Origin of the sequence: Marisediminicola sp. LYQ85, assembly GCF_046600695.1 — a bacterium.
Classification (GTDB): Bacteria; Actinomycetota; Actinomycetes; order Actinomycetales; family Microbacteriaceae; genus Marisediminicola.
In genome coordinates, this window is record NZ_JBKIWO010000001.1 from 609,153 (window position 1) to 635,689 (window position 26,537).

Genomic DNA, 26,537 nt, shown 5'->3' on the forward strand with positions numbered 1-26,537 from the left:
CCCGTGGCCACCACCATCGCGACGAGACCGACCTCCCGCTCGACTCCCCGGCTCCGCCCGGCACGTCGCCCCAAGCCCATCGGGTCGATCGAGCGCCCGCGCCGGAGCGTTCTGCTCACGGTGCTCACGGGCATCATCCTCGTCTACTCGCTCATTCCCCTCGTGTGGTTGCTCGTCAACTCGACGAAGACCCAGGGGAGCCTGTTCACCTCGTTCGGGCTGTGGTTCAGCGGCGACTTCGCCCTCTTCACGAACATCCGCGACACCCTCACCTACAACGACGGCATCTTCGTGCGCTGGTTCGGCAACACGGTGCTCTACGTGGTCGCGGGAGCCGGAGGAGCAACCCTCCTCGCCGTGCTCGGCGGCTACGCCCTCGCGAAGTTCAACTTCCCGGGAAAGAAGGCGATCTTCGCGGTCGTCATCGGCGCGGTCGCCGTGCCCGGCACCGCCCTCGCCGTTCCGACGTTCCTCATGTTCAGCCAGATGGGCATCACGAACACCCCGTGGGCCGTCATCATCCCGTCGCTCGTCTCCCCCTTCGGGCTCTACCTCATGTGGACGTTCGCGAGTGAAGCCGTGCCGACCGAGCTCCTCGAGGCGGCGCGCATCGACGGGGCCTCCGAAGTGCGCACCTTCTGGCAGATCAGCGTTCCGCTGCTCGGCCCCGGCATCGTGACCGTGCTGCTCTTCACGATGGTCGCGACGTGGAACAACTACTTCCTGCCGCTCATCATGCTGCGCAACCCCGACTGGTACCCGCTCACCCTCGGGCTCAACCAGTGGAACGCGCAAGCGACGACCGCGGGAGGCGAAGCGATCTTCAACCTCGTGCTCACGGGCTCGCTACTCACGATCCTGCCGCTCATCGCCGCGTTCCTCGTGCTGCAGCGTTACTGGCAATCCGGCCTCGCGGCCGGAAGCGTCAAGGAGTGACCCCGAGGCATCCGCGCCCCACGACCATCCCCGTGAACTCGACAACGAAGTGAGAGACACACCCGTGAAGACACCGACACCGACACCCACACCGACGAAGACACCGAACACCCTCCGGCGCCGAGCCCTCACCGGAGCGGCCATCGCGGCGACAGCGGCGCTGACCCTCGCGGGGTGCTCGGGAGGGTCGGGAGCCGACTCCGGCGCGGGCGCCGACGAGGGTGGCTCGATCACCGTGTGGTCGTGGGAGCCGACCCTCGATCAGGTCGTCGCCGACTTCGAAGAGGAATACCCGAATGTCGAGGTCGACCTCGTCAACGTCGGAACCGGCCCCGACCACTACACCGCACTGCAGAACGCGATCGCCGCGGGCGACGGGGTTCCGGATGTCGCGCAGCTCGAGTATTTCGCCCTCCCGCAGTTCCGGCTCGCCGACTCCATCAGCGACCTCACCGAGTTCGGCGCCGACGAGCTCGACGGCACCTACACCGCGGGGCCCTGGAGTTCGGTGCAGTCCGACGGCGGCGTCTACGGACTCCCCATGGACTCCGGCCCCATGGCGATGTTCTACAACGAGGAGGTCTTCGACCGTCTCGGCGTCGACGTGCCGACCACGTGGGACGACTACCTCGAGGCGGCCCGCGAGCTCCACGCCGCCGACCCCGACGTCTACATCGCGAACGACAACGGCGACCCGGGCCTCACGACGAGCGCACTCTGGCAAGCGGGCAGCACGCCGTACTCGGTCGACGGCACGAGCGTGTCGATCGACTTCTCGCAAGAGGGCACGACGCGCTACGTCGACCTGTGGCAGCAGCTCATCGACGAAGAGCTCCTCGCCCCGATCTCGCTCTGGACAGACGAGTGGTACCAGGGGCTCGGCGACGGCACGATCGCGACCCTCAACTACGGAGCGTGGATGCCCGCGAACTTCTCGTCTGCCGTCGAGGCCGGGTCTGGCGCCTGGCGTGTCGCCCCGACCCCGCAGTGGCAAGAGGGTGAGACGAACACCGCGGAGAACGGCGGTAGCGCTCTCTCGGTGCCCGAGGCGTCGGAGAACAAGCAACTCGCCTACGACTTCATCGAGTACGCGAACGCGGGTGACGGCGTGCAGTCGCGCATCGAGAACGGTGCCTTCCCCGCGACCGTCGCCGATCTCGAGTCCGACGAGTTCTTGAACATCGAGTTCGAGTACTTCGGTGGTCAGAAGGCCAACGAGATCTTCGCCGAGTCGGCCGCGAACGTCGTCGACGGCTGGAGCTACCTGCCGTTCCAGGCCTACTCCAACAGCATCTTCGGCGACACCGCCGGCCAGGCCTACGTGGGGGGCGCGACCCTGCAGGAGGGCCTCGACGACTGGGCCGAGGCCTCGGCGTCGTACGCCGAAGAGCAGGGTTTCACGGTCGACTAGGCCGGCTCGCTCGCGCTCCACCACCCCCGCACCACACCGCTCCACTCCTCCGCAATCAACTCAACAACGAAGTGAGAGGCACCACCATGAAAAGCACCACCCGTCGCCGCGCCCTGACCGGCGTCGCACTCGCCGCAACCGCGGTGATCACGCTCGCCGGCTGCTCGTCGTCGTCTGACTCCGGCCCGTCGCCCGAAGAGGGCGGCTCGCTGCTCATCTGGGCGTGGGAGCCCACCCTCGAGCAGGTCGTCGCCGACTACGAAGACGAGAACCCCAACGTCGACATCGAACTCGTCAACGTCGGCACGGGCAACGACCACTACACGGCGCTGCAGAACGCCATCGCGGCGGGCTCGGGCGTTCCCGACGTCACCCAGCTCGAGTACTACGCGATGCCTCAGTTCACCCTCGCCGAATCCGTCGTCGACCTCTCCGAGTTCGGCGCCGGCGACCTCGCCGACAGCTACTCGCCCGGACCCTGGGGATCGGTGCAGTCCGGATCGGACGAGGGCGTCTACGGCCTCCCGATGGACTCGGGCCCCATGGCGATGTACTACAACGCCGAGGTCTTCGACCGCTTGGGCGTCGACGTGCCGACGACGTGGGACGACTACGTGCAGGCCGCACGCGACATCCAGGAGGCCGACCCCGAGGTCTACCTCGCCAACGACACCGGCGACGCCGGAACGACGACGAGCATGATCTGGCAGGCCGGCGGTGAGCCGTACACCGTCGACGGAACCGACGTCTCGATCGACTTCTCCGACGAGGGCACGACCCGCTACACCGACATGTATCAGCAGCTCCTCGACGAAGACCTCCTCGCCCCCATCACCGGGTGGAGCGACGAGTGGTTCCAGGGCCTCGGCAACGGCTCGATCGCGACCCTCACGGTCGGCGCGTGGATGCCCGCGAACCTCGAGTCGAGTGTCGAGGCGGGCGCGGGCGACTGGCGCGTCGCCCCGATGCCCCAGTGGGACGAGGGCGAGATGGCGACGGCCGAGAACGGCGGAAGCGCGCTCTCCATCCCCGAGCTCGGTGAGAACAAAGAGCTCGCGTACGACTTCATCGAATACGCCAACTCGGGTGACGGCGTGCAGACCCGCATCGACGGCGGCGCGTTCCCCGCGACGGTCGCCGACCTCGAGTCCGACGAGTTCCTCAATGTCGAGTTCGAGTACTTCGACGGGCAGAAGGCCAACGAGATCTTCGCCGAGTCGGCCGCGAACGTCGTCGAGGGCTGGAGCTACCTCCCCTTCCAGGCCTACTCGAACAGCATCTTCAACGACACCGCCGGCCAGGCGTACGTCGGGGGAGTGACGCTCCAGGAGGGCCTCGAAGACTGGCAGGACGCCTCGCTGTCCTACGCGGGCGAGCAGGGCTTCACGGTCGACTGAGTCTCGTCGACCACCGGTTCGGGGGCGAGGTCGACGACCTCGCCCCCGACGCACGACATCCATCACCACCGTCACCTCGGGCATCGCCCGGCGGTGACACGCCGACCACCGAGGAGAACCGACCATGTCGGAAAGCACCCTGAACCGACGCTGGGTCCGCCCCACGACCGACGCCGCACCGCGCATCGAATACGGTGCCGACTACAACCCCGATCAGTGGCCTCGCGAGGTGTGGGACGACGACATCCGTCTCATGCGCGAGGCGGGGGTCACGATCGTCTCCGTCGCGATCTTCTCGTGGGCACGCATCCAGCCCGCAGCGGATGTCTGGGACTTCGAGTGGCTCGACGACGTCATGGATCTGCTGCACGCCAACGGCATCTCGGTCGACCTCGCGACCGCGACCGCGTCGCCGCCCCCGTGGCTCACGACGGCGCACCCCGAGATCCTCCCGGTGACCCGCACCGGCGAGATCGTCTACCCGGGCGCGCGGCAGCACTGGCGCCCCACGTCCGCGATCTTCCGCGAGCACGCCGTGCGTCTCGTCGAAGCGATCGCGACGCGATACGCCGAGCACCCCGCACTCGCCGCGTGGCACATCTCGAACGAGCTCGGGTGCCACAACATCTGGGACTACTCCGACGACGCCGCGCGCGAGTTCCGCCTGTGGCTCGAGCGACGATACGGCACGATCGACGCCCTCAACGCGGCGTGGGGAACGGCCTTCTGGTCGCAGCGCTACGGAACATGGAACGAGATCCTGCCCCCGAGACTCACCGCCTCGCACCCGAACCCGACTCAGCAGATCGACTTCAAGAGGTTCTCGTCCGACGCCCTCCAGGACTACTTGCGTGTCGAGCGCGACATCCTGCGGCGCATCACGCCCGAGGTCCCGATCACAACCAACTTCATGGTCATGAACGAGACGAAGGGCATGGACTACGCCGCGTGGGCCGACGAGATCGACTTCGTCTCCAACGACCACTACGTCATGCCGGGGTCGCAGAACCTCGACGAGCTCTCGTTCTCGGCGAGCCTCACCGGCTACCTCGGCGGAGGGCGCCCGTGGTTCCTCATGGAGCACTCGACGAGCGCCGTCAACTGGCAGCCCATCAACGTGGCCAAGAAGCCCGGTTCGATGGCGCGCGACTCGCTCACGCACGTCGCCCACGGCGCTGACGCGGTGTGCTTCTTCCAGTGGCGCCAATCGGCCGCGGGTGCGGAGAAGTTCCACTCCGGCATGGTGCCGCACGCGGGGGAGCACAGTGCCCTGTTCCGCGACGTCGTCGGGCTCGGAGACATCCTCAAGACCCTCGCTCCCGTCGCCGGGTCGCACTCGGTCGCCGCTCGCGCCGCCATCCTGTTCGACTGGGACTCGTGGTGGGCCGTCGAGCAGGACTCCCACCCCACCGAGCTCCTCAACTACAAGAGCGAAGCCCTCGACTGGTATTCGGCGTTCCTCGACCTCGGCGTGCGCGCCGACGTCGTGCCGACGGGCACCCCGCTCGACGGCTACGACGTCGTCGTCGCGCCCGTGCTCTACGTCATGCCCCAGAGCACGATCGACGAGCTCACCGCCTACACCGAGCAGGGCGGTCACCTCGTGACGACCTACTCGTCGGGGATCGTCGACGAGAACGATCACGTGTGGCTCGGCGGGTACCCCGGCGCGCTGCGCGACGTGCTCGGCATCCGCATCGAGGAGTTCGGGCCGCTCCTCGCGGGCGAGACCGTGTCTCTCGACAGCGGAGCCGTGGGGTCGATCTGGACGGATCGTATCGACGTCACGAGCGAGGCGATCGAGGTGCTCGCGCGCTACGACACGGGCGACCAGGCAGGCCGCCCCGCCGTGACCCGCAACCCGGTCGGCTCGGGAACGGCGACCTACGTGTCGACGAGACTCGGGCAGGTCGGCATCGCGACCGTGCTGCGCCCCGTGCTCGAGCGCGCGGGCGTCGAGAGCGAGCTCCCCGAGGGCGTGCGCGGGCTCGTCGAGCTCGCGGTGCGCGGAGACGGCGACGAGCAGTTCTGGTTCCTCATCAATCGCACGGACGCCCCGGTGCCGCTCGACGGTGTCGAGGGAGAGGTGCTCGTGAACGTGAGTGCCGATGACCCCGTGGCAGGGGAGCTCGGAACGCGCGGTGTCGCCGTCGTGCGTCGACAGGCGAGCGACGCGCATCCGAAAACGGAGTCGTGAGCGACAGCGATCCCCGCGAGGGCGAACCGATCGAGACCGCACGGCGCGTGCGGCATTACCGTGCGGGCGGCGTGAGTCTCGTCGTCGACCTCGCGGACGGCACCCTTCCCCGGCTCGTTCACTGGGGTGCCGACCTCGGCGAACTCGGCTCTGCCGAACTCGCCGACCTCGTGGCGGTCACCGTTCCGCCCGTCGCGACGAGCGTGCCCGACGTGCCCGTGCGGCCCAGCATCCTGCCCGAACAGTCGAGCGGGTGGCTCGGCTCGGGCGGTCTCGCGGGCCACCGGTCGGGGCGACGGTTCTCGACGGCGTTCCGCGTCACGGGCTACGACGACGCGGCGCCGGCCCGCACGGACGATCGCGGGGGATCGGGCCCGCACGACCTCGCGCACCGCATCGTCGTGACGGCGCACGACACCGAGACGCAGCTCTCGCTCACGCTCGAAATCGAGCTGACCGACGCCGGACTGCTGCGCACGCGAGCGCGCGTCGGCAACATCGGCGTCGACGACTACACGGTCGACGCGCTCACCCCCGTGCTGCCGGTTCCGCGCGAGGCCGACGAGATCCTCGACCTCACCGGGCGCCACTTGCGCGAGCGCAGTCCGCAGCGGCACGCCTTCACTATCGGCACCCACACGAGGGAGAGCTGGCGCGGGCGCACGGGTCACGACGCCTCACTCGTGCTCGTCGCCGGGCGCGCGGGCTTCGGGTTCCGCGAGGGCGAGGCGTGGGCCGTGCACACGGCATGGTCGGGCAACCACCGCACCCTCGCCGAGCGGATGCCGTCGGGCGACGGCCTGCTCGCGGGGGGCGAGGCTCTGCTCCCGGGCGAGGTCATCCTCGCGCCGGGCGAGCACTACGCGTCACCGTGGCTCTACGGAAGCTGGGGGCGGGGTCTCGACGCGATCTCCGCACGCTTCCACGCGCACATCCGCTCACGCGAGACTCGCGAGCGCGGCCCGCGACCGGTGCTCCTCAACGTGTGGGAGGCCGTGTACTTCGAGCACGATCTCGACACCCTCACGGAACTCGCCGATCGCGCCGCCGAGGTCGGGGTCGAGCGCTACGTGCTCGACGACGGGTGGTTCCGCGGACGACGCGACGACAGCGCGGGGCTCGGCGACTGGATCGTCGACGAGACCGTGTGGCCGAACGGGCTCACCCCCCTCATCGACCACGTGACCTCCCTCGGCATGGAGTTCGGGCTGTGGTTCGAGCCCGAGATGGTCAACCCCGACTCCGACCTCGCGCGCGAGCATCCTGACTGGATTCTCTCCGCGGGCGAGCGCGCGCCCCTCCTCGCGCGCCACCAGCACGCCCTCAACCTCACGATCCCCGCCGCCTACGACCACATTCTCGGGAGGGTCGACGCGATCCTCTCGGAGAACGCGATCGACTTCGTCAAGTGGGATCACAATCGCGACCTCCTCGAGGCCGCGACGCGCTCCGACGGGCGCGCGGCCGTGCACGAGCAGACGCTCGCCTTCTACCGGATGCTCGACGAACTGCGGTCGCGGCATCCCCACCTCGAGATCGAGTCGTGCGCCTCGGGCGGGGGGAGGATCGACCTCGAGGTGCTCGAACGCACCGACAGGGTGTGGACCTCCGACACCATCGACGCTCTCGAGCGCCAGCAGATCCAGCGATACACGCAACTGCTCGTTCCGCCCGAGATCATGGGTGCACACGTCGGGGCGGAGCGCTCGCACACCACCGGGCGACGTCACGATCTCGCGTTCCGAGCGGGCACCGCGCTCTTCGGGCACCTCGGTATCGAGTGGGACCTGCGCGAGGCGACCACCGAGCAGCTCGACGAGCTCGCGGGCTGGGTCGCGCTGCACAAGAGACTGCGGCCCCTGCTGCACTCGGGCGAGACCGTGCGGGCGGATCATCCCGACCCTGCGCTCCTCGTGCACGGCGTCGTCGCGAACGACCGCTCGGAGGCGGTGTTCGCGCTCGTCATGGTGCAGTCGCCCGTCGCGTCACCCCCCGGTCGGGTGAGACTGCCCGGCCTCGACGCGGATGCGCGCTACCGCGTGGAGCGCGTGAGTTCCGCCCCGTCGGTGCCGGTCGTGCCGCTCGCCGAGTCGGGCGCCGGGCCGGGCGTCGGGATTCCCGCGTGGTGGGCGACGGCGCCCGTGCTGAGCGGCACCGTGCTCGCCGAGGTCGGGGTGCAGGCCCCGGCGCTCTTTCCCGAGCAGCTCGAACTGCTCCACGTGCACCGCGTCTAACGGCGACGGGGGCCGCGCCGGCGGCGCCGCGCCGCACCGCCGCGACCGCTCGGTTCCTTCGCCCGGGCCCGGGCCCGGGCTTGGGCCTCGACCCGGGCGGGCTGCGGCGCCGTGCGCAGTCCCGCCCACAGGGAGACCCCGGCCCCGACGAACCCCACGACCGTCGCCGTCGCGAGGGGCGCGAAGAACGGGTCGTCCGAGGGGAGGGAGAACGTGAACCACACGAGCAGGAGGCCCGCGCCGAGCGCACTCGCGGGAGCCAACCATGTGAGGGCGTCTCGAGCAGGCCCCCGCTCTCTCGCGCGACCGCGACCGGCCCGGGTGAGAACCCATCCGAGCACCCCGAGCGCCGTCGCGAGCGCGCTGAGCGCGACGATGGCCACGGCGGGCCACACGATCTGCGCGTGCGCCGCCCTCAGCGCCGCCTCGTCCGGTTCCGAGAATGTTCCGCGCGGGAAGTCCAGAAGCACCCCGACGTCGTCGCGCGTGACCGTCGTCGGATAGAGGCCGCTGTCGGTGTGCCCGATCTCGAGCGACCGGGTGGCCGTGCCATCCGCGCTCCCGACCGCCTCGACCATGATGTCCGCCTGGATGTCGTCGCGGATATCCCCGAAGGCGATAACGCCGTCGCGCCACTCGCGCCGGGCGTCCGCATCCGACGTGTCGACGACGAGCCACCCCGCCCGGGTCGACTCCGCGAGGAGCTCGTCTGCCACCCTCAGCTCGAGCCGGAGCGGATCGACGAGATCGTCGCCGGCACCGTATTCGAAGGCCCACCCCGAGAGCAGCGCCGCCCATCGCACCCTGTCGACGATCGCGCCGTCACGACCCTCGTTCGTCGCGTAGGCCGCGGACGCGATCGTGTAGTCGACGCTCACCTCGTGCTCGCCGACGAACGGCTGCGCCATCGTCGTGCGCATGACGACCGTGTCACCCTCGGTCTGCGTGCGGAAGTCGACGGGCACGCCTCCCACGCGCACCCCGTCGATCGTGAGGTCGAGGCTCTGTCCCTCGACGACCCCCGGCCACTGCCGGACGACCTGGCCGGGGAGCGACCCGTCCTCGTCGAAGACGACGCCGAGCGTCTCGCGCGCGGTGATCACGGCGCGACCGTCGTCGCTGCGGCTCAACTCGGCGTTCACCTCGACGGAGGCGACCTCGGTCGAGAGCGAACCGGGCACGTCGCCCGTGTAGGCGAGGTAGGTGTCGGTGGGCTCGAGAGGGTTCGTCACGAGAATCGTGACCGCGATGACGCCCGCGATGAGAACAGCCGCGGTGCCGCGGATGGCGAGCCGCGCCGCGGTGAGGTAGTCGGCGGTGAGCCAACTGCGGCGGGGGAGCGGGCGGCCCCGCTCCCTCTCGACGCGCTCGGCGATGGCCCGACCGGCTCGGCGGGGCGGGGCGAGCAGAACGGCGTAGGGCAGCACCGAGTCGCGCAGCGTGCCGCGCTCGAGCACCTGCGTGCGCTCGGCGAACACGCCGATTCCTCGGAGGTGCTGCTTGACGAGAGCGCCCCGGTGAGTGAGCGGGCGGGCCGTGACCGCGAGCACGATCACGACGGAGGCGGTGACCGTCGAGACCGCGACGAAGGCAACCGGCCACCAGACGATCGCAAGGGGGGCCTGGTGCGACAGTTGTCTCACGAGACCCCACTGCACGAGGGTGAGGGCGAGGGGAGCTGCGATGAAACCGTCGCGCACGAATCCGTCCGGGATCTCCCGCAAACGCAGTTCGAGTTGTCTCCTCACTTCGGGGCCGCGGGCGTAGAGCCGCAGAGCCCGGGGCAGGTTGCCGAGGCGACCGGTGCGCCGGGCCGCTCGCCCCGTCGCGAGGAGGTGCGCGTCGCCGATGGCGCCGTCGCCCCGTTTCGGACGAGCGGGAATGTTCTGCAGTTCTCGCGCGAGTTCGAGAGCGCGAGGGGAGCGCAAGATGTGCGCGGCCATCGTCGCCGAGATGTCGTCGGGAGTGTCGTACTGGGCGACGAACCACGGTCGACCCCGAGCATCGCTCCACGCGACGCGGCGCGCGGCGATCGCGAGCAGCAGTGTTGCGGCGAGGAAGGCGAGAGGGGCGAGGGGGCCGAACGTCTGAACGAAGAACACGGGCGAGCGCGGCGGCATCGTGATCGTGCCGGGCTCGACGAGGATCGTGAACGCCGCCGTCGCGTTCGGGGGGATGCTCTGGTCGTTGCTGAAGGAGTATGCGGTGCGGCCCGGTGCACGGTCGGCTTCGGCGCTGAGCCACGCTCCCGCGCTCACGAACGTCCACGCGACCGAACCGCGGGGCTCGCGGATGAGTGCGTCATCGAGTTCGTCGGCGAGGCTCACCTCGACGTCGAGACCCGTGACTCCGTGCGGCCACGAGGGGCCGAAGACATCCCACTCGAGCATCTGCACGGGGTCACCGGTCGCCCGGTCGGTCGAGTCGTAGGCGAGGTGGTCGAGGGTGTAGCGCAGAACGAACTCGTGGTCGCCGTCGAGTCGTTCCCCGGCGTCGAGGTCGAGGGTGAGGCGCGTCGCCGAATCGTTCTGCCCGACCTCGATCGGCTCGCCGTCGAGGGTCGCCGAGATCTCCGACGGCCGCAGATCGTTGCCCTCGTATTCGGTCGCGATGACCCGCTCGATGCCGCTCTCGTCGACCTCGTCGCCGAAGAAGGCGGTGATGCGCTCCTCCACGGCGGTCGTGAGCGTGCCGTCGTCTGCGAGATCGACGGTGTAGTCGGCCGCGAAGTCGCGAGCGATCCACGTTTCGGTGGCCGTCGCGGCCGACGACGTGATGTCGTCGAGGGTCAACGGCGGATTGATCACGGGGCCGACGAGCAGAACGGCGCCGGCGATCGCGACGACCCCCCAGAAGGCGCGGATGGTCGTGCGCAGAGGAGCGCCGCCGTGGGACCTCAACCACGCTTCGAGCGCGAGGAGCCAGCCGGAGAGGAGTGCCCAGAGGTAGGTGTGCTGGGGTGGGTCGTCGGTGATGCGGTCGGAGTCGGGTGTGCCGTCGACAGGCTCGTCGAGCGATCCGCCGGATGACTCGACTCCGCCTGGTCCGTCGATCGGCTGTCCCCCCGATCCTCCGTGTGCCCCCACACCGCCGATTCTAGGAGTGCCCGGACCCGCGGGACGGTAGGGGTGGACCGGGTCGTCTTCTCCCGCGTCGATCTCGAGCTGAGACGCGGGGCTCACGTTCAGAGACCCGGGCTATCGTCGACTATCGTTCGGTATCGTTCACGGGTCGCATCGTGACCCGTCACAAGGAGGTCACCATGAACAACGCGTATTCGCCAGGCGCATTCGGCGCGGGCAACAACATCGACGGCATGTGGCAGAAGTTCGAGGAGTTCCGCTCGTCGTTCGACAAGCGCACCGGCACCGGCACCGGCACCCGCGCGGGTCGCGGCGAGGTGCGCACGGCGGTTCTCGCGCTCCTCGCGGAGAAGCCGATGCACGGATACCAGATCATCCACGAGATCGAGGAGCGCAGCGGCGGCAGCTGGAAGCCGAGTGCCGGATCGGTCTACCCGACCCTCCAGCTCCTCGCCGACGAGGGCCTCGTGAGTGCCGAAGAGTCGAACGGGCGCAAGGTCTACTCGCTCACGACGGAGGGCCGCGACGTCGCGGCGGCGTCCGACCTCACCGCCGCGTGGGCCCAGGGTGGTTCGCCGGAGCAGGCCCGGTTCGGCGCGCTACCGAAATCGGGGGTCGACCTCGCCCAAGCGGCCGCCCAGGTCGGTCGCACCGGGTCACCCGAGCAAGTGCAGCAGGCCGTGGCCGTGCTCGACGACGCGCGCCGGCGGCTCTACTCGATCCTCGCTCAGGACTGACGGGGGTGCCCGCCGCTCGCCGGGGCCGCACCGAACCGGCGACCGGCGCGGGTGACACCCGCGCCCGCTACCGCCGCATCCTCCGCTTCGCGAGCTGGTATCTCGCCGTCACCTGGTTCTTCGAACTCGTGTTGCCCCGAATCGGGCTCACGGTCGTCACCACGCGTACGCGCACGCGGCGGATGCGGCGGTTCGCCCGTGGATTCCATGTGCTCGCGGCAGACCTCGGCGGGCTCATGATCAAGGTCGGCCAGTACATGTCGTCGCGGCTCGACGTGCTGCCCCCCGAGATCACGCGGGAGCTCGAGGGCCTGCAAGACGAGGTCGCCCCGGTGCCGTTCGCGCAGATCCGCGCCCTCGCGGAAGCCGAGCTCGGAGTGCACCTCGAGGCGGTGTTCGCGAGCATCGACGAGACCCCCGTGGCTGCGGCATCCCTCGGTCAAGCCCACCGGGCACGCCTCGCCCCCGCCGCGGCGGCCGACAGCGGCATCGACGCCGTCGTCGTCAAGGTGCAGCGCCCGGGCATCGACGAGATCATCGACGTCGACCTCGCGGCCCTGCGCAAGGTCGGGGGATGGCTCAGTCGAGTGCGCCTCGTGTACGACCGCGTCGACATGCCCGCTCTCGTCGAGGAGTTCGCCGCGACGAGTCTCGAAGAGATCGACTACGTGCACGAGGCCGTCAACTCCGAGAGGTTCGCGGCCGATTTCGCCGACAACGAGCGCGTGCGCACTCCCGCCATCGTGTGGGAGCGCACGACGCGACGTGTGCTCACCCTCGAAGACGTCTCGGCCATCAAGATCACGGATGTCGAGGCGCTCGCCCTCGCGGGCATCGACCCCGCCGAGGTCGCCCCCGTGTTCACCGAGGTCATGTTCGACCAGCTCTTCACCCACGGCTTCTTCCACGCCGACCCGCACCCGGGAAACATCTTCGTGACCCCCGTCGTCGACGCGTCAGGCGGGCGATCCTTCGCCCTCACGTTCATCGACTTCGGGATGATGGGCGAGGTCCCCGCGACGACGCGCAGCGGATTGCGCTCGCTGCTCCTCGCGGCGGCGTCGCGCGACGGACGCGCTCTCGTCGCCGCGATCCGCAACGTGGGAGTGCTGCTCCCCTCGGCAGACACGAACGAGCTCGAGAGGGCGATGACCGCGCTCTTCGCGCGCTTCGGCGGAATGGGGTTCGCCGAACTTCGCGAGGTCGACGAACGCGAGTTCCGCCAGTTCGCCGTGCAGTTCGGTGACGTCGTGAGGTCGTTGCCCTTCCAGCTGCCCGAGAACTTCCTGCTCGTCATCCGCGCGATGTCCCTGACCTCGGGGGTCGCGAGCGCCCTGTATCCGGCGTTCAACCTGTGGGATTCCGTCGAGCCGTACGCCTCCCAACTGCTCCGGGACGAGCGGGGCAACATCGCTCAGGATGTCGCGAAGCAAGCCGTCGAGACCGTCGGCATCGTCGCGCGCCTCCCGCAGCGGCTCGATGCGCTCCTCACGCGAGTCGACGACGGGTCGCTCGCGACCACGAGTCCGGGCGTCGAGCGCCGCATCGCCAAACTCGAGAGGGCGTCGCGTCGCGTGATCTCGGCCCTCGTCTTCGGCGCTCTCCTCATCGCCGGAGTACTCATGCGGCCCGACGACGTCGTCTTCGGCACGGTGCTCATGGGGGCGTCGGGCATCCCGCTCCTGCATGCCCTCCTCGCCGGTCGCGACCGCAGCTGAGCGGGGCTCGAACCGGCCCCTCAGGGTGCGACGCCTACGATTAGGGTCATGACAGAGGCGAGCCCCACCGGTGGACAGCGACGCCTCATGCTCGCCGACCACGTCTACGACGAGTTGCTCACGGCACTCATCGACGGTCGCTACTCGGGTGGCTCCCCGCTCAGCATCGACGGCCTCGCCCGCGAGCTCGAGGTGTCGCAGACGCCCATCCGCGAGGCACTCGCCCGACTCGAGTCGACGGGTCTCGTGCGGCGCACGGCGCTCAAGGGATACCGCGTCGCCCCGCTCTTCACCACCGAGGAACTCGCCGAACTCACCGATGCGCGCCTCGTGATCGAGCCGGTCAACGCCTACCTCGCGTGCCAGCGCGTCGACGACGAGCTCGTCGCGCGCTTGCAGGACTCGATCGACGACCTCGCCGCCTCGCCGACGGGCCCGTCGTTCGCCGAGTTCCGCGGCTACTGGGAGGCCGACGAGCGGTTTCACCGCCTCATCGCCGAGCACGCGCACAACCAGTTTCTGCTCTCGGCCTACCGGGCTCTCGGTGGCCAGGTGCAGCGCTTCCGACTCTTCGTCGGACTCGGGGTCACCGATGCCGAGCACGCGATCGCGGAGCACACGGCGATCCTCGAGGCGTTCGCGCGCGGGGACGCCGACGAGGCGCGCGAGGCCATGCGCCGCCACATCGGGGGAGTCAAGCGGCGGTCACTCAACGAGAGCGTCGAGCGCGAAACGAGCTGACGACGCGACGCACCCTCTCACGGGGCACCGGCTGACCATCCGCCGCGAGCACGCGTTGTCGATGCCGTCGGCGGATGTCGCGGTGTAGTGTTGATCGTATAGGAAACACGATCAACCCAATGGAGTGTGTTCATGGCCCTCACCGCCGAAAACTGGCCCATCACCGGCGCCCTCATCCAATTTCCGGGGCTCAAGCGCGACGGCACCGTCGTGCAAGACGCCGAACCCACCGAGTGGGTCGACACCTTCGAGCAGGTGCGTGACGCGGGCTTCAGCGCCGTCGACATCACCGACAGCTGGCTCCGACCGGGAGACCTCTCCGCCTCGCGGCTCGATGACCTCGCGCAGGCCGCGCGCGACGCCGACGTGACCCTCCCGGTGATCTCCGCCATCCGCCGCAGCGTCATTCACCCCGAGGACGGCGAAGACAACCTCGCCTACAGCCACCGCACGATCGATGCCGCAGCACACCTCGGCATGGCCGTCGTCTCGGTCGGACTCCACCAAGCTCTCACCCCCGAGCAGAAGAAGCAGCTCTGGTTCTGGACCGTCGAGGGCCACCAGGACCCCGAGAACGATCCGGAGACCTGGAACCTCGCCGTCACGCGGCTGCGCGAGCTCGGCAAGCACGCCGACGAGGTCGGCATCCTCCTCTCGCTCGAGATGTACGAAGACACCTACCTCGGGTCGGGGGATTCCTCCGCGCAGCTCGCGCAAGACATCGACCTGCACAACGTGGGGATCAACCCCGACGTCGGCAACCTCGTGCGCTTGCACCGCCCGATCGAGGACTGGTACTCCGTTTTCGAGAAGACGCTGCCCTACAGCAACTACTGGCACGTCAAGGGATACATCCGAGACGAGGATGTCGCGCGCGACCACTACGTCGCGATGCCCTCGCCGATGGAGAGCGGCCTCATCAACTACCGCGAGGCGTTCGCGCTCGCCATCGCGAACGGGTTCCAGGGGATCATCTGCGCGGAGAGCTACGGCGGAGACGGCTTGAGCGTGAGCGCGGCCAACCAGGACTACTTGCGTCGCCAGGTGCTGCCCAAGAAAGACGGCTACGCCCTCGGCACGAGCAGGGTCACCCAGCAGATCACCCCCGCGGTGCGCGGCTGACCGCCGGGCGCCCCCGAACAACACCGAGGAGAACCAAGCAATGACGCGCGTTTTCGATAAACCCGAGGAGTTCGCCGAGAAGGCCATCGACGGACTCGTCGCCGCCAACCGCCAGTACGTCGCTCGAGTCGACGGGGGTGTCGTGCGCTCGACCGTGAGCCCCGAGGGCTCCGTCGCCCTCGTCATCGGGGGAGGGTCGGGTCACTATCCCGCGTTCGCGGGACTCGTGGGAACGGGCCTCGCCGCCGGTTCCGCGTGCGGCAACCTCTTCGCATCGCCCGCGGCGTCGCAGGTGTATCGGGTCGTCAAGGCGGCGAACCGGGGCGGGGGAGTGCTCCTGAGCTACGGCAACTACGCGGGCGACGTTCTCCACTTCGGCCAGGCGCAGGAGCGACTCAACGCCGAGGGCATCGAGACCCGCACGGTCGTCGTGACCGACGACATCGCGAGCGCGTCGAAAGACGAGATCCACAAGCGCCGCGGTATCGCGGGCGACCTCACCGTGTTCAAGGTCGCGGGTGCCGCGGCCGAGCGGGGAGACAGCCTCGACGAGGTCGAGCGCCTCGCGATCAAGGCCAACGACCGCACGAGATCGCTCGGTGTGGCGTTCGGCAGCCCCACCCTTCCTGGCGCACACGAACCGCTCTTCTCGGTTCCCACCGGTCAGTTCTCGCTCGGGCTCGGCATCCACGGCGAGCCGGGCATCAGCGAACACGCTCACCCCGCCTCGGCCGATCTCGCCGAGCTCCTCGTCACGACTCTCCTCGACGATCGCCCCGAGGGCGCGGGCGACCGTGTCGTGGTGCTCGTCAACGGGCTCGGCACGGTCAAGTACGAAGAACTCTTCGTGCTCTACGGTCACGTGGATCGGCTGCTCGGCGACGAAGGGCTCACGATCGTCGAACCCGAGGTCGGTGAGCTCGTCACGAGCCTCGACATGGCGGGGCTGTCGCTCACCCTCTTCTGGGTCGACGACGAGCTCGAGACCCTGTGGTCAGCGCCCGCCGACACCCCGGCCTTCCGCAAGGGCAACGCCGAACCCCGCGAGCGCATCCCCGAGGGCGCCCTGCAGGAGGCCCTCGCCGTCGAGGTCGTGCCCGCGAGCGATGTGGAGAAGGACGCCGCGCGCGTCGCGGCCGGTCTCTTCGAGGTCGTCCGCTCCGTCGTCGAAGAGCACGAAGAGGAATTCGGCCGGATCGACGCGATCGCCGGAGACGGCGACCACGGAATCGGCATGCGGCGGGGTATCGAAGCGGCCACCGCCGCCGCCCACCGCGCGGTCGACGACGGGTGCGGGGTCGAACAGCTCGTGACGCTCGCGGCAGCGGAGTGGTCGGAGAAGGCCGGAGGCACCTCGGGTGCGCTGTGGGGCATCGGGCTCACGGCATTCGCCCAGAGCTTCGCCTCGGCCGCCCAGCCCGACACGGCCGCCGTGGCCGCGGCATCCCGCGCGGCCCTCGACGCCGTGCAGCGACTCGGCAAGGCCGAGGTCGGCGACAAGACCCTCATCGATGTGCTCTCGCCCTACGTCGACTCGCTCGACGCTCAGGCTCGCGACTCGGTCGCGCCTGTCGCGGCCCTCCACGTCGCGGCGGATGTCGCGATCGCGGCGGCCGACGCGACCTCCGAACTGCGCCCCAAGGTGGGACGCGCACGACCCCTGGCGGAGAAGAGCATCGGTCACCCCGATGCCGGAGCGGTCTCGCTCTCGCTCATCCTCGCCGCACTCGCAAAGGAGATGGACTCATGACCGAAAACACCCCGTGGCGCATCGTCGTCGGAAACGACAGTGCCGGAGTCGAATACAAAGAGGAGATCAAGGCGATGTTCGAAGCCGACCCTCGTGTGGGGAGCGTCGTCGACGTGGGAATCAGCTCGAGTGAGAACACGGACTACCCCCACATCGCCGTCGACGCCGCGCGAATCATCGCGGCGGGCGACGCCGATCGGGCCCTCCTCATCTGCGGCACGGGCCTCGGCGTCGCCATCAGCGCCAACAAGGTCACCGGCATCCGCGCCGTCACGGCGCACGACCCCTACTCGGTCGAGCGGTCCGTACTCAGCAACAACGCTCAGGTGCTGTGCTTCGGCCAGCGAGTGATCGGACTCGAGCTCGCCAAGAAGCTCGCGGCGGACTGGCTCGATTACCGCTTCGACGAGTCGTCGGCTTCGGCACAGAAGGTCGACGCCATCGGATCGTACGAGAGCTGAGCTCCCGCTCGCCCGCTCGAGAAGTTCCCCCCACTAGAAAGAGGAAAGAATGTCACAGAAGACAATCGCCGTCGTCGGATCGGGATACATGGGTGGTGGCATCGCCCAGGTCCTCGCCCTCTCCGGTGCGACCGTCAAGATCGCCGACATCTCCGAGGAGATCGCGAAGAGCAACTACGACAGGCTCATCGAGGAGTCGCGGCAGTTCGTCGCCGACGGCCTGTTCCCCGCCGACGCGACCGAGCTCCTCGAGAAGAACCTGTCGCCCGCCGCATCCATCGAAGACGCCGTGGCCGATGCCGACTTCATCGAGGAGGCCGTTCCCGAGAAGATCGAGATCAAGCACGCGACCCTCGCGCGCATCAGTGCGGCTGCCCGCCCCGACGCCATCATCGGCAGCAACACGTCGACGATCCTGATCGGGACTCTCGCCGAAGCGGTGACCAACCCCGAGCGCTTCCTCGGCGTGCACTTCAGCAACCCCGCTCCGTTCATCCCGGGAGTCGAACTGATTCCGCACGCGGGAACCGACACGGCTCTCATCGCGACGGTCGAAGAGATCGTCGCGGCGACGGGCAAGGAGACCGCGCGCGTCAAGGACGCGACGGGTTTCGTGCTCAACCGACTGCAGTACGCGCTCTTCCATGAGGCCACGCAGCTCGTCGAGGAGGGTGTCGCGACCCCCGACGACATCGACACGATCGTGCGCACGACGTTCGGGTTCCGTTACCCGTTCTTCGGTCCGTTCGCGATCGCCGACATGGCGGGCCTCGACGTCTACGCGTTCTGCTACGCCTCGCTCCAGACCGAGTTCCCGGAGAGGTTCGCGACTCCCGCGATCCTCAAAGACCTCGTCGACGCGGGCAAGCTCGGCACCAAGACGGGCGCGGGATTCCTCGACGTGCCCGCCGAGCGCACTCCGGAACTCGTGGCGTATCGCAACAAGGCCTACGTCGCGATGAAGAAGCTCGTCGAAGACCTCGGGCCCGCGCCGATCCACTGATCGCCCGGCTCGCACAGACGAAAGGCCCCCGAACCACGGTTCGGGGGCCTTTCGCGTGCGGTGCGCTAACGGAACACGGGCTAGAGGAACAGGTAGATCACGAAGGTGATCGCGAACGCCATGAGGCCGACTGCCGTCGCGATGACGCTCCAGGTCTGCAACGCCGTCTTCGTGTTCATGCCGAGGAAGCGGCTGACGAGCCAGAAGCCCGAGTCGTTCACGTGCGAGAACGCGATTCCTCCGGCGCCGAGGGCGACGACGATGAGAGCGAGTTGCAGGGCGCTCTGGTCGCCAGCAGCGATCACGGCGGGAGCGATGAGACCCGCGGCGGTCGTGGTCGCGACCGTGGCCGAACCCTGCGCGATACGGATGATCGCGGCGAGAACGAACGCGGCGACGATCAAAGGCATGCCGATGTCGTTGAGGCTCTCGGCGAGTGCGCCGCCGATGCCCGTCGCGGTCAGAACCCCGCCGAACATCCCTCCGGCACCGGTGATGAGGATGATCGAACAGATGGGGGCGAGGGCGTCGTCGACGACCTCCTCCATCTTGGAGCCGACCGAACCCCGGTTGGGGATGACGATGAGGAGGATGATCGCGAGGAGCGACGTGATGAGCAGGGCGATCGGCGTGGCGCCGACGGTCGTGAGCACGCCGTAGAGGGCGGTGTCGTTCTCGATGATGCCGTCGGTCGCGAGGGCTGCGGCACCCGTATTCAGGAAGATGAGAACGAGGGGCAGAAGGAGCAGCATGATGATGGTCCAGAAGCTCGGAAGCTTCTGTCCGCTGCGATCTTCGGGGTCACCGAGCAGGTTGGGCACGGCGAAGTGCGGCTGGCGCTTCGCGAGCACGAGGGCGAGACGGTACCCCGCGACGTACCAGGTGGGGATCGCGATGGCGAGGGCGACCAGGATCACGAGGCCGACCTCGACACCGATGATGCCGCTCGCCGCCGTCGGGCCGGGGTGCGGCGGCACGAGTCCGTGCATCGTGAGGAACGCGCCCGTGGCGGGGAGGGCGTAGAGCAGCAGGCTGCCCTTCAAGCGTCGGGCGACCTGGTAGATGATCGGCAGCATGACGATGAAGCCCGCGTCGAGGAAGATCGGGAACGCGAAGAGGAACGACGCGAGCGAGAGAGCGAACGGTGCACGCTTGTCGCCGAACCGGCGGATCATGCTCTCGGCGAGCACTTGCGCTCCGCCGGAGATCTCGATCACCCGACCGAGCACGGCGCCGAACCCGATGAGCAGGGCGACGTTGCCCAGGGTCGTACCGAAGGGTCCCTGGAGGGTTGTGAGGAGGTCGTTGATGCTCACGCCCGCGACGAGCGCGGTCAGGAGGCTCACGATGACGAGGGCGTAGAAGGGATGCAGACGCACCTTCATGATGAGGATCAGCAAGAGCGCGATGGCTCCGGCGGCGATGCCGAGAAGCACCGGCGCGGACCGCGTGGTCTCTGTCGCGGCTTCGAGAGCGAGAATCATGGGTCACTCGGTTCTGTTGGGGATGGATGCGGGGTCGTGCGACGAGCAGGTGCAGTGTCGGCGTGCCGCGAAAGGCGACCCGGGAGTGCGACGGCGGGCGATGCCGGTCGCGGATTCTCCCGAGTGTTCAAGCGCAGCTCCTTTGCCGGCGTGTGTGAAGGGTCGTGCGGGGGTGCTCGGCGCGGGCCAACGGTGGTCCGATCCGAGCGGTCGCATATATCCTATGTGATTCTCTCTGACGGGCCGAGCGGCCGATATCGTGACGCGTGTCGCGGCGGTTCGCTCCATGCCGTCGATGTCACACGGCAGCGATATCGTCCTGACATGCAACGCATCCTCTACGACACGGCAACGACGATGAACGGCTACATCGCCGACGACACGAACTCCCTCTCGTGGCTCTTCGCGGTCTCCTCGGACTCAGCCGACGGGCTCGTCCCGGGTGATGCGACCGTGCTCGTGATGGGGTCGACGACGTACGAGTGGGTACTCGACGAGGGCGATATCCTCGCGAACCCCGCCAAGTGGAACGAGTTCCACGGCGACCGTCCGACATTCGTATTCACGACGCGTCACCTTCCGCGACCCGAGGGGGCGGACATCCGATTCGTCCGCGGACCGGTGATCGATGTGGTCCCCGCCCTTCGGGCCGCGGCGGATGACGGTGATATCTGGGTGGTCGGCGGGGGTGATCTGGCTGGTCAGTTCGCCGACAGCGACGCGCTCGATGGCATCGCCCTCTCGGTAGCCCCGGTCGTGCTCGACGGCGGTGCCGCGCTGCTGCCGAGGCGGATCGAGTCAGACCGCCTCCGGCTGGTGAGCGCTGCGGCCCACGGGCAGTTCGCGCGACTCGTCTACGAGGTCGTGCGCGCCGTCTAGCGATGTCCGGGGGCCTCACTCCCGGTGGCGGCGGTGGAGACGGCCCTCGTGATCGAGCTCGAGCACGCTGTCGATGCGGATGCGCGCGAGGAAGTCGTCGTCGTGGCTCACCACCAGAACGGCACCCCGGTAGGCGTCGAGGGCCTCGGCGAGCTGCTCCACGCTCTGCAGGTCGAGACTGTTGGTGGGTTCATCGAGAACGAGGAGTTGGGCGGGAGGATCGGCGAAGAGCATGCGCGCGAGGGACACCCGAAAGCGCTCCCCGCCCGAGAGTGTCGACACGGGCCTGTCGGCGGCGTGACCCCGCAACAGGAGTCGAGCGAGCTGGTTGCGGATGTCTCCGGCACTCGTGTCCGGCGCGCACTCCCGCACCGCGTCGACCGCCGAAAGGGTGTCGTCGACGTCGTCGAGGCGCTGCGGCAGGTATCCGACCCGATCGGTGAGGAGGCGCGCGCGGGGGCGTTCGGAGCGGTCCGGTCGCGCCTCGGCGCGACCCACGAGAGCCTCGAGCAGGGTGGTCTTGCCCGCACCGTTCGGCCCGACGAGCGCGACGCGCTCCGGCCCCTGAATGACGACCGACTGCTGATCGACACCAGGAGACCCCGCGACGCCGGTGATCTCGGCGAGCCGCCGACCTCGCGCGACACCCGGATCGGGAAGCTCGAGCCTGATGTGCTCGTCGTCGCGCACGCGCGCGTCGGCTGCGGTGGCGGCGTCGGTCGCGGCCGTGACCCTGTCGTCGAGTGTCGATCGGAGGGACGCCGCCGAATTCTCCGCCTTGCGGGCGAGACCGCCGGCCACGATGCGCGGCACCCCGCCCTCGCGCTGCGCCTTCTTGCCCGCCCGACGTCGGCGGGCGAGGGTGGTCTCGGCGTGCGCGCGCTGCCGCTTCTCCACGCGGACCGCCTGCTGCGCCGCCCTCGCGGCATCCGCCGCCGCGGCGTTCTCCCGGTCGCGGTGCTCGACCCACGCACTGTACGGCCCCCCGAAGACTTCGAAGCCGCCCTCGTAGAGCTCGGCGGTGGCATCCATCCGGTCGAGCAGAGCGCGATCGTGACTGACGATCACGAGAGTTCCCGGCCACGCGTCGACGAGGCGCGTGAGCGTCGAGCGCGCACCCCGATCGAGGTTGTTGGTCGGTTCATCGAGAAGCGTGATCGCCTTTCGAGACAGCCTGAGCCCCGCGATGGCGACGAGCACGGCCTCGCCCCCCGAGATCTCGCCGACCCTCCGGTCGAGGTCCGCCGCGGAGAAACCGATGTCGTCGAGCGCCTCGCTCGCGCGCGACTCGAGATCCCAGTCGTCACCGACCGCGTCGAAGTGCTCCACCGCCACATCTCCGGCCTCGATCGCGCGCAGGGCCCGCAGGGTCGAGTCGATGCCGAGCAGTTCGGCGACCGTCGCGCCCGAGTGCAGCGGAACGCTCTGACGGAGGTAGCCGACGTCTCCCGAGACGTCGAGCTCCCCGGAGGTCGGGGCGAGTTCGCCCGAGGCGAGTCGGAGGAGGGTGGACTTGCCCGAGCCGTTGCGACCGACGAGCCCTGTGCGGCCGTGACCGAACGACCCGCTGAGCCCTCGGAGGGCGAGCGAGCCGTCGGGCCACTCGAACGTGAGATCGCGAAACGTGATGGTGGACGAAGGCAACATGAGAGCGTGTCCTTGCGCCGGGGCGGCGAGCGCCGGCCGGCAGTAGAAGAAAGAGGGGAGGAGGAGAATCACCCGGGAGAGAAGGTCATCCCGCAGAGAGTGATGGCCGCGCGGCGCGCGGCGGACTCGAGAGCCTCGTTACTTCATGGCAGAAACGCTACCACCGGGTGCAGCGGCGCGCGAGGGCGGTGCCGGTTCGGGCGGCACAGACCGGAGGGACGAGGTCAGCGACCGCGCGGCGCGTAGTGGTTCTCCCCTCGCGCCGCCTTCTCGACGACGTCGCGGATGCGCGCCTCCCGCACCGCCGGCGTCTTGATCGAGGCGAGGCGAAAATAGGTGTAGAACTTCTCGACCTTGGTGAGGCCGTCGTGGAATACGGCCGCGGCCGGCTCGCGATCGAGGGCTTCCCGGAGGTCGGGAGGCGTCGTCGCGCCCTTCTGTCGGTAGGCGGCATCCCACCGGCCGTCGGCTTTCGCCCGCTCGATCTCGGCGAAGCCGCCCTCGCGCATGAGCCCCGCGTCGATGAGTCGCGCGACATGCTCGCGATTGATCTGCGACCACGGGCTGTTCTTGCGCCGAGGCGAGAACGCCTGGAGCGTGTAGTCGTCGTCGAGCCGGGCGGTCTGGCCGTCGATCCACCCGAAGCACAGCGCGACATCGAGCGCCTCCGACCACGTGATGCCGGGAGCGCTCGACGACTTCTTGCGCAGCTTGAGGCGCACCCCCGCATCGGGCGGATCGTTCTCGAGGAATCGCGTCCACTCGTCGATCGTGAGATCGAGGATCGGTTTCTCGGCGAAACTCGCCACGGTGCGCACCGTCCTCCCGTCGTGCGGTCAGCGCGATCGCCGACCGCGACTGTTCGAGGCTACAGCGCGTCGACGGCGTCGAGAATGGCGGGGACCTCGGTGCGGGAGGTGTAGTCCACGTGCACGTCGACCCAGCGGACGACACCGTCGGCATCGACGACGACGACCGTGGGGAACGGGATCGCCGGTGTCGCATCCGCGTTGCTGTCGGCGACCGCGAAACCGAGCTCGGTGTGGGCGGCCCGCGCGTCGGAGCTCGGCTCGGTGACGATGCCGAGGCGGCCGGCGAGCGCGTTGCCCGGGTCGGACAGCACTGTGAAGCCGAGGTCGTCTTTGAGGATCGCCGCTTCGGTGCCCTCGGGAGTCTGAGGGCTGATGGCGACGAGAGGGATGCCCCGACCCGCGAGGGCGGGCGCGAGGGTGTCGTTGTAGTGCTTGAGGGTGATGTTGCAATACGGACACCACGCGCCCCGATAGAACACGAGCACGGCGGCAGAACCCGCACGCACGTCGCTCAGGGTGTGCTCGGCGCCGTCGGCCGAGAGGAGAGTCGACTCCGGCACGCGGTCGCCGACCGCCACGGCGGTGTCGGGAACACCCGCGGCCTGGAGATCGGCTTGTTCGCGCGCGAAGACCTCCGAGAGAGTCGGGCCGACGGCTTCGGCGAAACCGACGTTGAAGTCGGACACGGTCGTGCGGATGGTGGGCTCGGTCATGGTCTCTCGATCTCCTCCCGCCGAGTCTCGAGACCCGGTCGAATCGAGAGAGTACGTCGACTCACTGAGCGGCGACGCCCAGGAAGGTCATGATTCGTCACACCGGGGTCGCCCGCGGTGCGGACCGCGATCGGTCTAGTCCCCGATCTCGCCCCGGTCTAGTCCATCGCCGCGCCGGTGTACGAGTACATGACCGACACCTCCGACGCGAGACCCGCCTCCTCGAGCACCCCTTGCACCGCCGTGAGCATGTAGCGGGAGTCCCAGCCCATGTAGAGGAAGTGGGACTCGTCGAGTTCGTGCCACTGCCCGTTCCACGCGCGCGACTCGAAGATCGGGCCGCCTCGGCGCGCGCTGAACGACACGACGGCGTCGCGAGCATCCGCCCAGAGCCTCTTGAACACGCGGTCGAAGAGGTGCTTGACGTCGTAGACCTCCCAGTGCTCACCGCAGTACTCGACGTAGGAGAACTCGCGCTCCCACCCGCGCGGCCACCCGCGACGCTGTTTGGCGTCGAGGATCGGTGTGAGACCGTCGTCGTCGATCATCACGGTCGCGGGCTTCGCCCAGATCTCGAGGAAAGCCGCCGTGAGGCGCGAGGTGCGCTCGGCGATCGCGGGGGTTCCCCACGCCACGACGTCGGCGATCTCGCGCGACATCGGAACAGCGCTCGAAGAGTAGAGGGTGTCTCGCTTGACCGGGAACGACGCGTCGATCGCGCGCTCGGCGAGCTCCGGCTCGAGCAGGGTCAGGTTTCCGAGAGAGTCGGCGAGGGCGCGGTGACTGTTCTGCTCGTCGTCGGAGTAGTCGACCCACTCGCGCTCGCCGTCGCCGCTCCACTGCGCTGCGGGCGCGAGCGGAAAGACATGCTCGACGTCGAGGCCCCGCACGTCGTCGACGCCCGCGAGTCGCCCGAGCACGTAGGCGGGGTGGGGGAGAGCGCCGAACTTGAGGGCGATGCGCACGCGCTCGTCAGACGGCGTGATGCGAGCGAACGCCTCCCGCAGCGCTTCGGCACCGCGCTCGCGGGCGCGACACAGCCGGGCGACGAGGCGATCGGTGTCGAGCCCGACGACGGTGCGTCGCAGCAGGAGGGTCTGGATGTTCTCGAGGGTCTCGATGAGGGCGCCGCGATCGATCTCGCCTCGCGCGAAGTCGCGGTAGGCGCGCATGACGAGCGGATACATCGCGCGACCGAAGGTGTTGACGTAGCCGAGCTGACGCGCGAGCTCGGGATCGGGTGCTCTCGACGGGTCGAGCAGCACCCGATAGACGGCCGACGACTCGCGCCACTCGGTCGCGAGCGCGCGCAGCGTCTCGAGCTCGAGGCGAGGAAACTCGTGGCGGAAGGCGTCGTACACCGCGCGGCCCCCGCGAGCATCGATCTCGCGCCCCGTCGACATCACGAGGTAGTGGCGCCAGAAGGTCGCGATCGACTCGCCCGTGTTCTCTTCGATGGGGAGCCAGAAGGATGCCTCGATCTCGCGCTGCTCGCCGTGCGAGAGACCCATGAGCACGTAGTTGTGGATGAGCTCGTGGTCGCGGAGGGGCTCGCCCGTCGAGTTGAGGCTCTCGAAGATCTGCTGGGCGTTCGCCTCGGCACCGAGGGTGATGGCGACGTGCTCGAGTCGCTGCAGACCGCTCCAGATGCGGGGGACCTCCTCGGGCGGGACCTGGCTGCGGAAGAACGCGTAGTTGTCGTCGAACTTCGAATCCCGCAGCTCGTCGCCGGGCTCGCGGCGATCGAGCACGACGCTCTCGAAGACGTCGGCCCACGCGCGATGCGGGCGCAGCTTCGTGCGGTCGCCACCGTGCGAACTCACGAGCACGCGCTCGAGCTCGGTGGCGAGTTCCGCGCCGCCCGCGACCTCGGGTTGCTGCAGCACCGTGTGGTGCAGCGCCGCGATCAGGAGCATGAGGGTCGTCACGCGCTGCTGGCCGTCGATGAGCACGAGCTCCGCGGCATCCGACCCCGACTCGGTCACCGTCGTCGTCGCGCTCGAGAGGATCGAGCCGATGAAGTGGGTGTGGGTCTCGTGGGCTCCGGCGACCGCGCGAACGTCGGCGAGCAGTTGCTCGCAGCCGCCGATGTCCCAGCGGTACTGCCGCTGATAGACGGGAACGACGATCGTGGTGTCGGGTGCCGACAGCCAACCGATCGTGTTGACCGCGGTCGCGTCGATGTTCGTGGCAGTGGTCATGGCGGTGTTCG

The 26,537-nt window shown here is 69.0% G+C and carries 19 protein-coding genes; 13 read left to right on the top strand and 6 right to left on the bottom strand.

The window, feature by feature from the left end; all coding sequences use genetic code 11:
* Positions 1 to 3: 3 nt before the first annotated feature.
* The 5 genes from ACLHG5_RS02870 (at position 4) to ACLHG5_RS02890 (ending at position 8,175) form a co-directional block, all read left to right on the top strand.
* On the top strand, positions 4 to 936 hold the full coding sequence (locus ACLHG5_RS02870) for a carbohydrate ABC transporter permease (protein WP_411317793.1): 933 nt from the start codon (positions 4 to 6) through the stop codon (positions 934 to 936).
* Between the two features lie 64 nt (positions 937 to 1,000).
* Positions 1,001 to 2,347: an ABC transporter substrate-binding protein gene (locus ACLHG5_RS02875; RefSeq protein WP_411317794.1), complete on the top strand. Its 1,347-nt coding sequence runs from the start codon at positions 1,001 to 1,003 to the stop codon at positions 2,345 to 2,347.
* A gap of 86 nt (positions 2,348 to 2,433) precedes the next feature.
* Positions 2,434 to 3,744, top strand: a complete 1,311-nt coding sequence (locus tag ACLHG5_RS02880; RefSeq protein ID WP_411315697.1) for an ABC transporter substrate-binding protein — start codon at positions 2,434 to 2,436, stop codon at positions 3,742 to 3,744.
* 124 nt (positions 3,745 to 3,868) lie between these two features.
* On the top strand, positions 3,869 to 5,941 hold the full coding sequence (locus ACLHG5_RS02885; RefSeq protein ID WP_411315696.1) for a beta-galactosidase: 2,073 nt from the start codon (positions 3,869 to 3,871) through the stop codon (positions 5,939 to 5,941).
* Positions 5,938 to 8,175 (top strand): alpha-galactosidase, encoded by a 2,238-nt coding sequence (locus tag ACLHG5_RS02890; protein WP_411317795.1) that lies wholly within the window; start codon positions 5,938 to 5,940, stop codon positions 8,173 to 8,175. Before ACLHG5_RS02885 ends, ACLHG5_RS02890 begins: the two co-directional genes overlap by 4 nt.
* On the opposite strand, the gene ACLHG5_RS02895 is transcribed toward ACLHG5_RS02890, so the two are convergent.
* Positions 8,172 to 11,261, bottom strand: a complete 3,090-nt coding sequence (locus tag ACLHG5_RS02895; RefSeq protein WP_411317796.1) for a DUF2207 domain-containing protein — start codon at positions 11,259 to 11,261, stop codon at positions 8,172 to 8,174. The two genes, ACLHG5_RS02890 and ACLHG5_RS02895, sit on opposite strands and share 4 nt — an antisense overlap.
* 176 nt (positions 11,262 to 11,437) lie before the next feature.
* On the opposite strand from ACLHG5_RS02895, the gene ACLHG5_RS02900 reads away from it, so the two are divergent.
* The 7 genes from ACLHG5_RS02900 (at position 11,438) to ACLHG5_RS02930 (ending at position 18,790) form a co-directional block, all read left to right on the top strand.
* Positions 11,438 to 11,995 carry a PadR family transcriptional regulator gene (locus tag ACLHG5_RS02900; protein WP_411316325.1) on the top strand — a complete coding sequence of 186 codons (558 nt, stop codon included), beginning with the start codon at positions 11,438 to 11,440 and terminating at the stop codon, positions 11,993 to 11,995.
* A 5-nt stretch (positions 11,996 to 12,000) separates the two neighbouring features.
* The gene (locus ACLHG5_RS02905; RefSeq protein WP_411317797.1) at positions 12,001 to 13,713 is read left to right on the top strand and encodes an ABC1 kinase family protein; all 1,713 of its coding nucleotides are present in this window, start codon (positions 12,001 to 12,003) and stop codon (positions 13,711 to 13,713) included.
* 48 nt (positions 13,714 to 13,761) lie between these two features.
* Positions 13,762 to 14,454, top strand: coding sequence for a GntR family transcriptional regulator (locus ACLHG5_RS02910; protein ID WP_411315692.1), 693 nt, complete (start codon positions 13,762 to 13,764; stop codon positions 14,452 to 14,454).
* Between the two features lie 132 nt (positions 14,455 to 14,586).
* Positions 14,587 to 15,576, top strand: a complete 990-nt coding sequence (locus tag ACLHG5_RS02915) for a sugar phosphate isomerase/epimerase family protein (protein ID WP_411317798.1) — start codon at positions 14,587 to 14,589, stop codon at positions 15,574 to 15,576.
* Between the two features lie 40 nt (positions 15,577 to 15,616).
* Positions 15,617 to 17,326, top strand: a complete 1,710-nt coding sequence (locus ACLHG5_RS02920; protein ID WP_411317799.1) for a dihydroxyacetone kinase family protein — start codon at positions 15,617 to 15,619, stop codon at positions 17,324 to 17,326.
* Complete coding sequence (locus ACLHG5_RS02925) at positions 17,323 to 17,787, top strand: ribose-5-phosphate isomerase (protein WP_411317800.1); 465 nt, start codon at positions 17,323 to 17,325, stop codon at positions 17,785 to 17,787. The genes ACLHG5_RS02920 and ACLHG5_RS02925 overlap by 4 nt, the downstream gene beginning before the upstream one ends.
* A 49-nt stretch (positions 17,788 to 17,836) precedes the next feature.
* A complete protein-coding gene (locus ACLHG5_RS02930; protein WP_411315688.1) occupies positions 17,837 to 18,790 on the top strand; it encodes a 3-hydroxyacyl-CoA dehydrogenase family protein in 954 nt (317 codons plus the stop codon).
* A gap of 80 nt (positions 18,791 to 18,870) precedes the next feature.
* On the opposite strand, the gene ACLHG5_RS02935 is transcribed toward ACLHG5_RS02930, so the two are convergent.
* Complete coding sequence (locus ACLHG5_RS02935) at positions 18,871 to 20,274, bottom strand: GntP family permease (RefSeq protein WP_411315687.1); 1,404 nt, start codon at positions 20,272 to 20,274, stop codon at positions 18,871 to 18,873.
* Positions 20,275 to 20,598: 324 nt separating this feature from the next.
* Here ACLHG5_RS02935 and ACLHG5_RS02940 point away from each other — a divergent pair, with 324 nt between their 5' ends.
* Complete coding sequence (locus ACLHG5_RS02940) at positions 20,599 to 21,153, top strand: dihydrofolate reductase family protein (protein WP_411317801.1); 555 nt, start codon at positions 20,599 to 20,601, stop codon at positions 21,151 to 21,153.
* A gap of 15 nt (positions 21,154 to 21,168) precedes the next feature.
* Here ACLHG5_RS02940 and ACLHG5_RS02945 read toward each other — a convergent pair whose 3' ends face one another.
* The 4 genes from ACLHG5_RS02945 to ACLHG5_RS02960 all read right to left on the bottom strand — a co-directional run bounded on the left by ACLHG5_RS02945 (position 21,169) and on the right by ACLHG5_RS02960 (position 26,526).
* Entirely contained in the window at positions 21,169 to 22,800 is a 1,632-nt protein-coding gene (locus ACLHG5_RS02945) for an ABC-F family ATP-binding cassette domain-containing protein (RefSeq protein WP_411317802.1), read from the bottom strand.
* Between the two features lie 224 nt (positions 22,801 to 23,024).
* Complete coding sequence (locus tag ACLHG5_RS02950; RefSeq protein ID WP_411317803.1) at positions 23,025 to 23,609, bottom strand: YdeI/OmpD-associated family protein; 585 nt, start codon at positions 23,607 to 23,609, stop codon at positions 23,025 to 23,027.
* Between the two features lie 59 nt (positions 23,610 to 23,668).
* On the bottom strand, positions 23,669 to 24,325 hold the full coding sequence (locus tag ACLHG5_RS02955) for a peroxiredoxin-like family protein (protein ID WP_411315683.1): 657 nt from the start codon (positions 24,323 to 24,325) through the stop codon (positions 23,669 to 23,671).
* Between the two features lie 158 nt (positions 24,326 to 24,483).
* On the bottom strand, positions 24,484 to 26,526 hold the full coding sequence (locus ACLHG5_RS02960) for a DUF262 domain-containing protein (protein ID WP_411317804.1): 2,043 nt from the start codon (positions 26,524 to 26,526) through the stop codon (positions 24,484 to 24,486).
* Between the last annotated feature and the right edge of the window lie 11 nt (positions 26,527 to 26,537).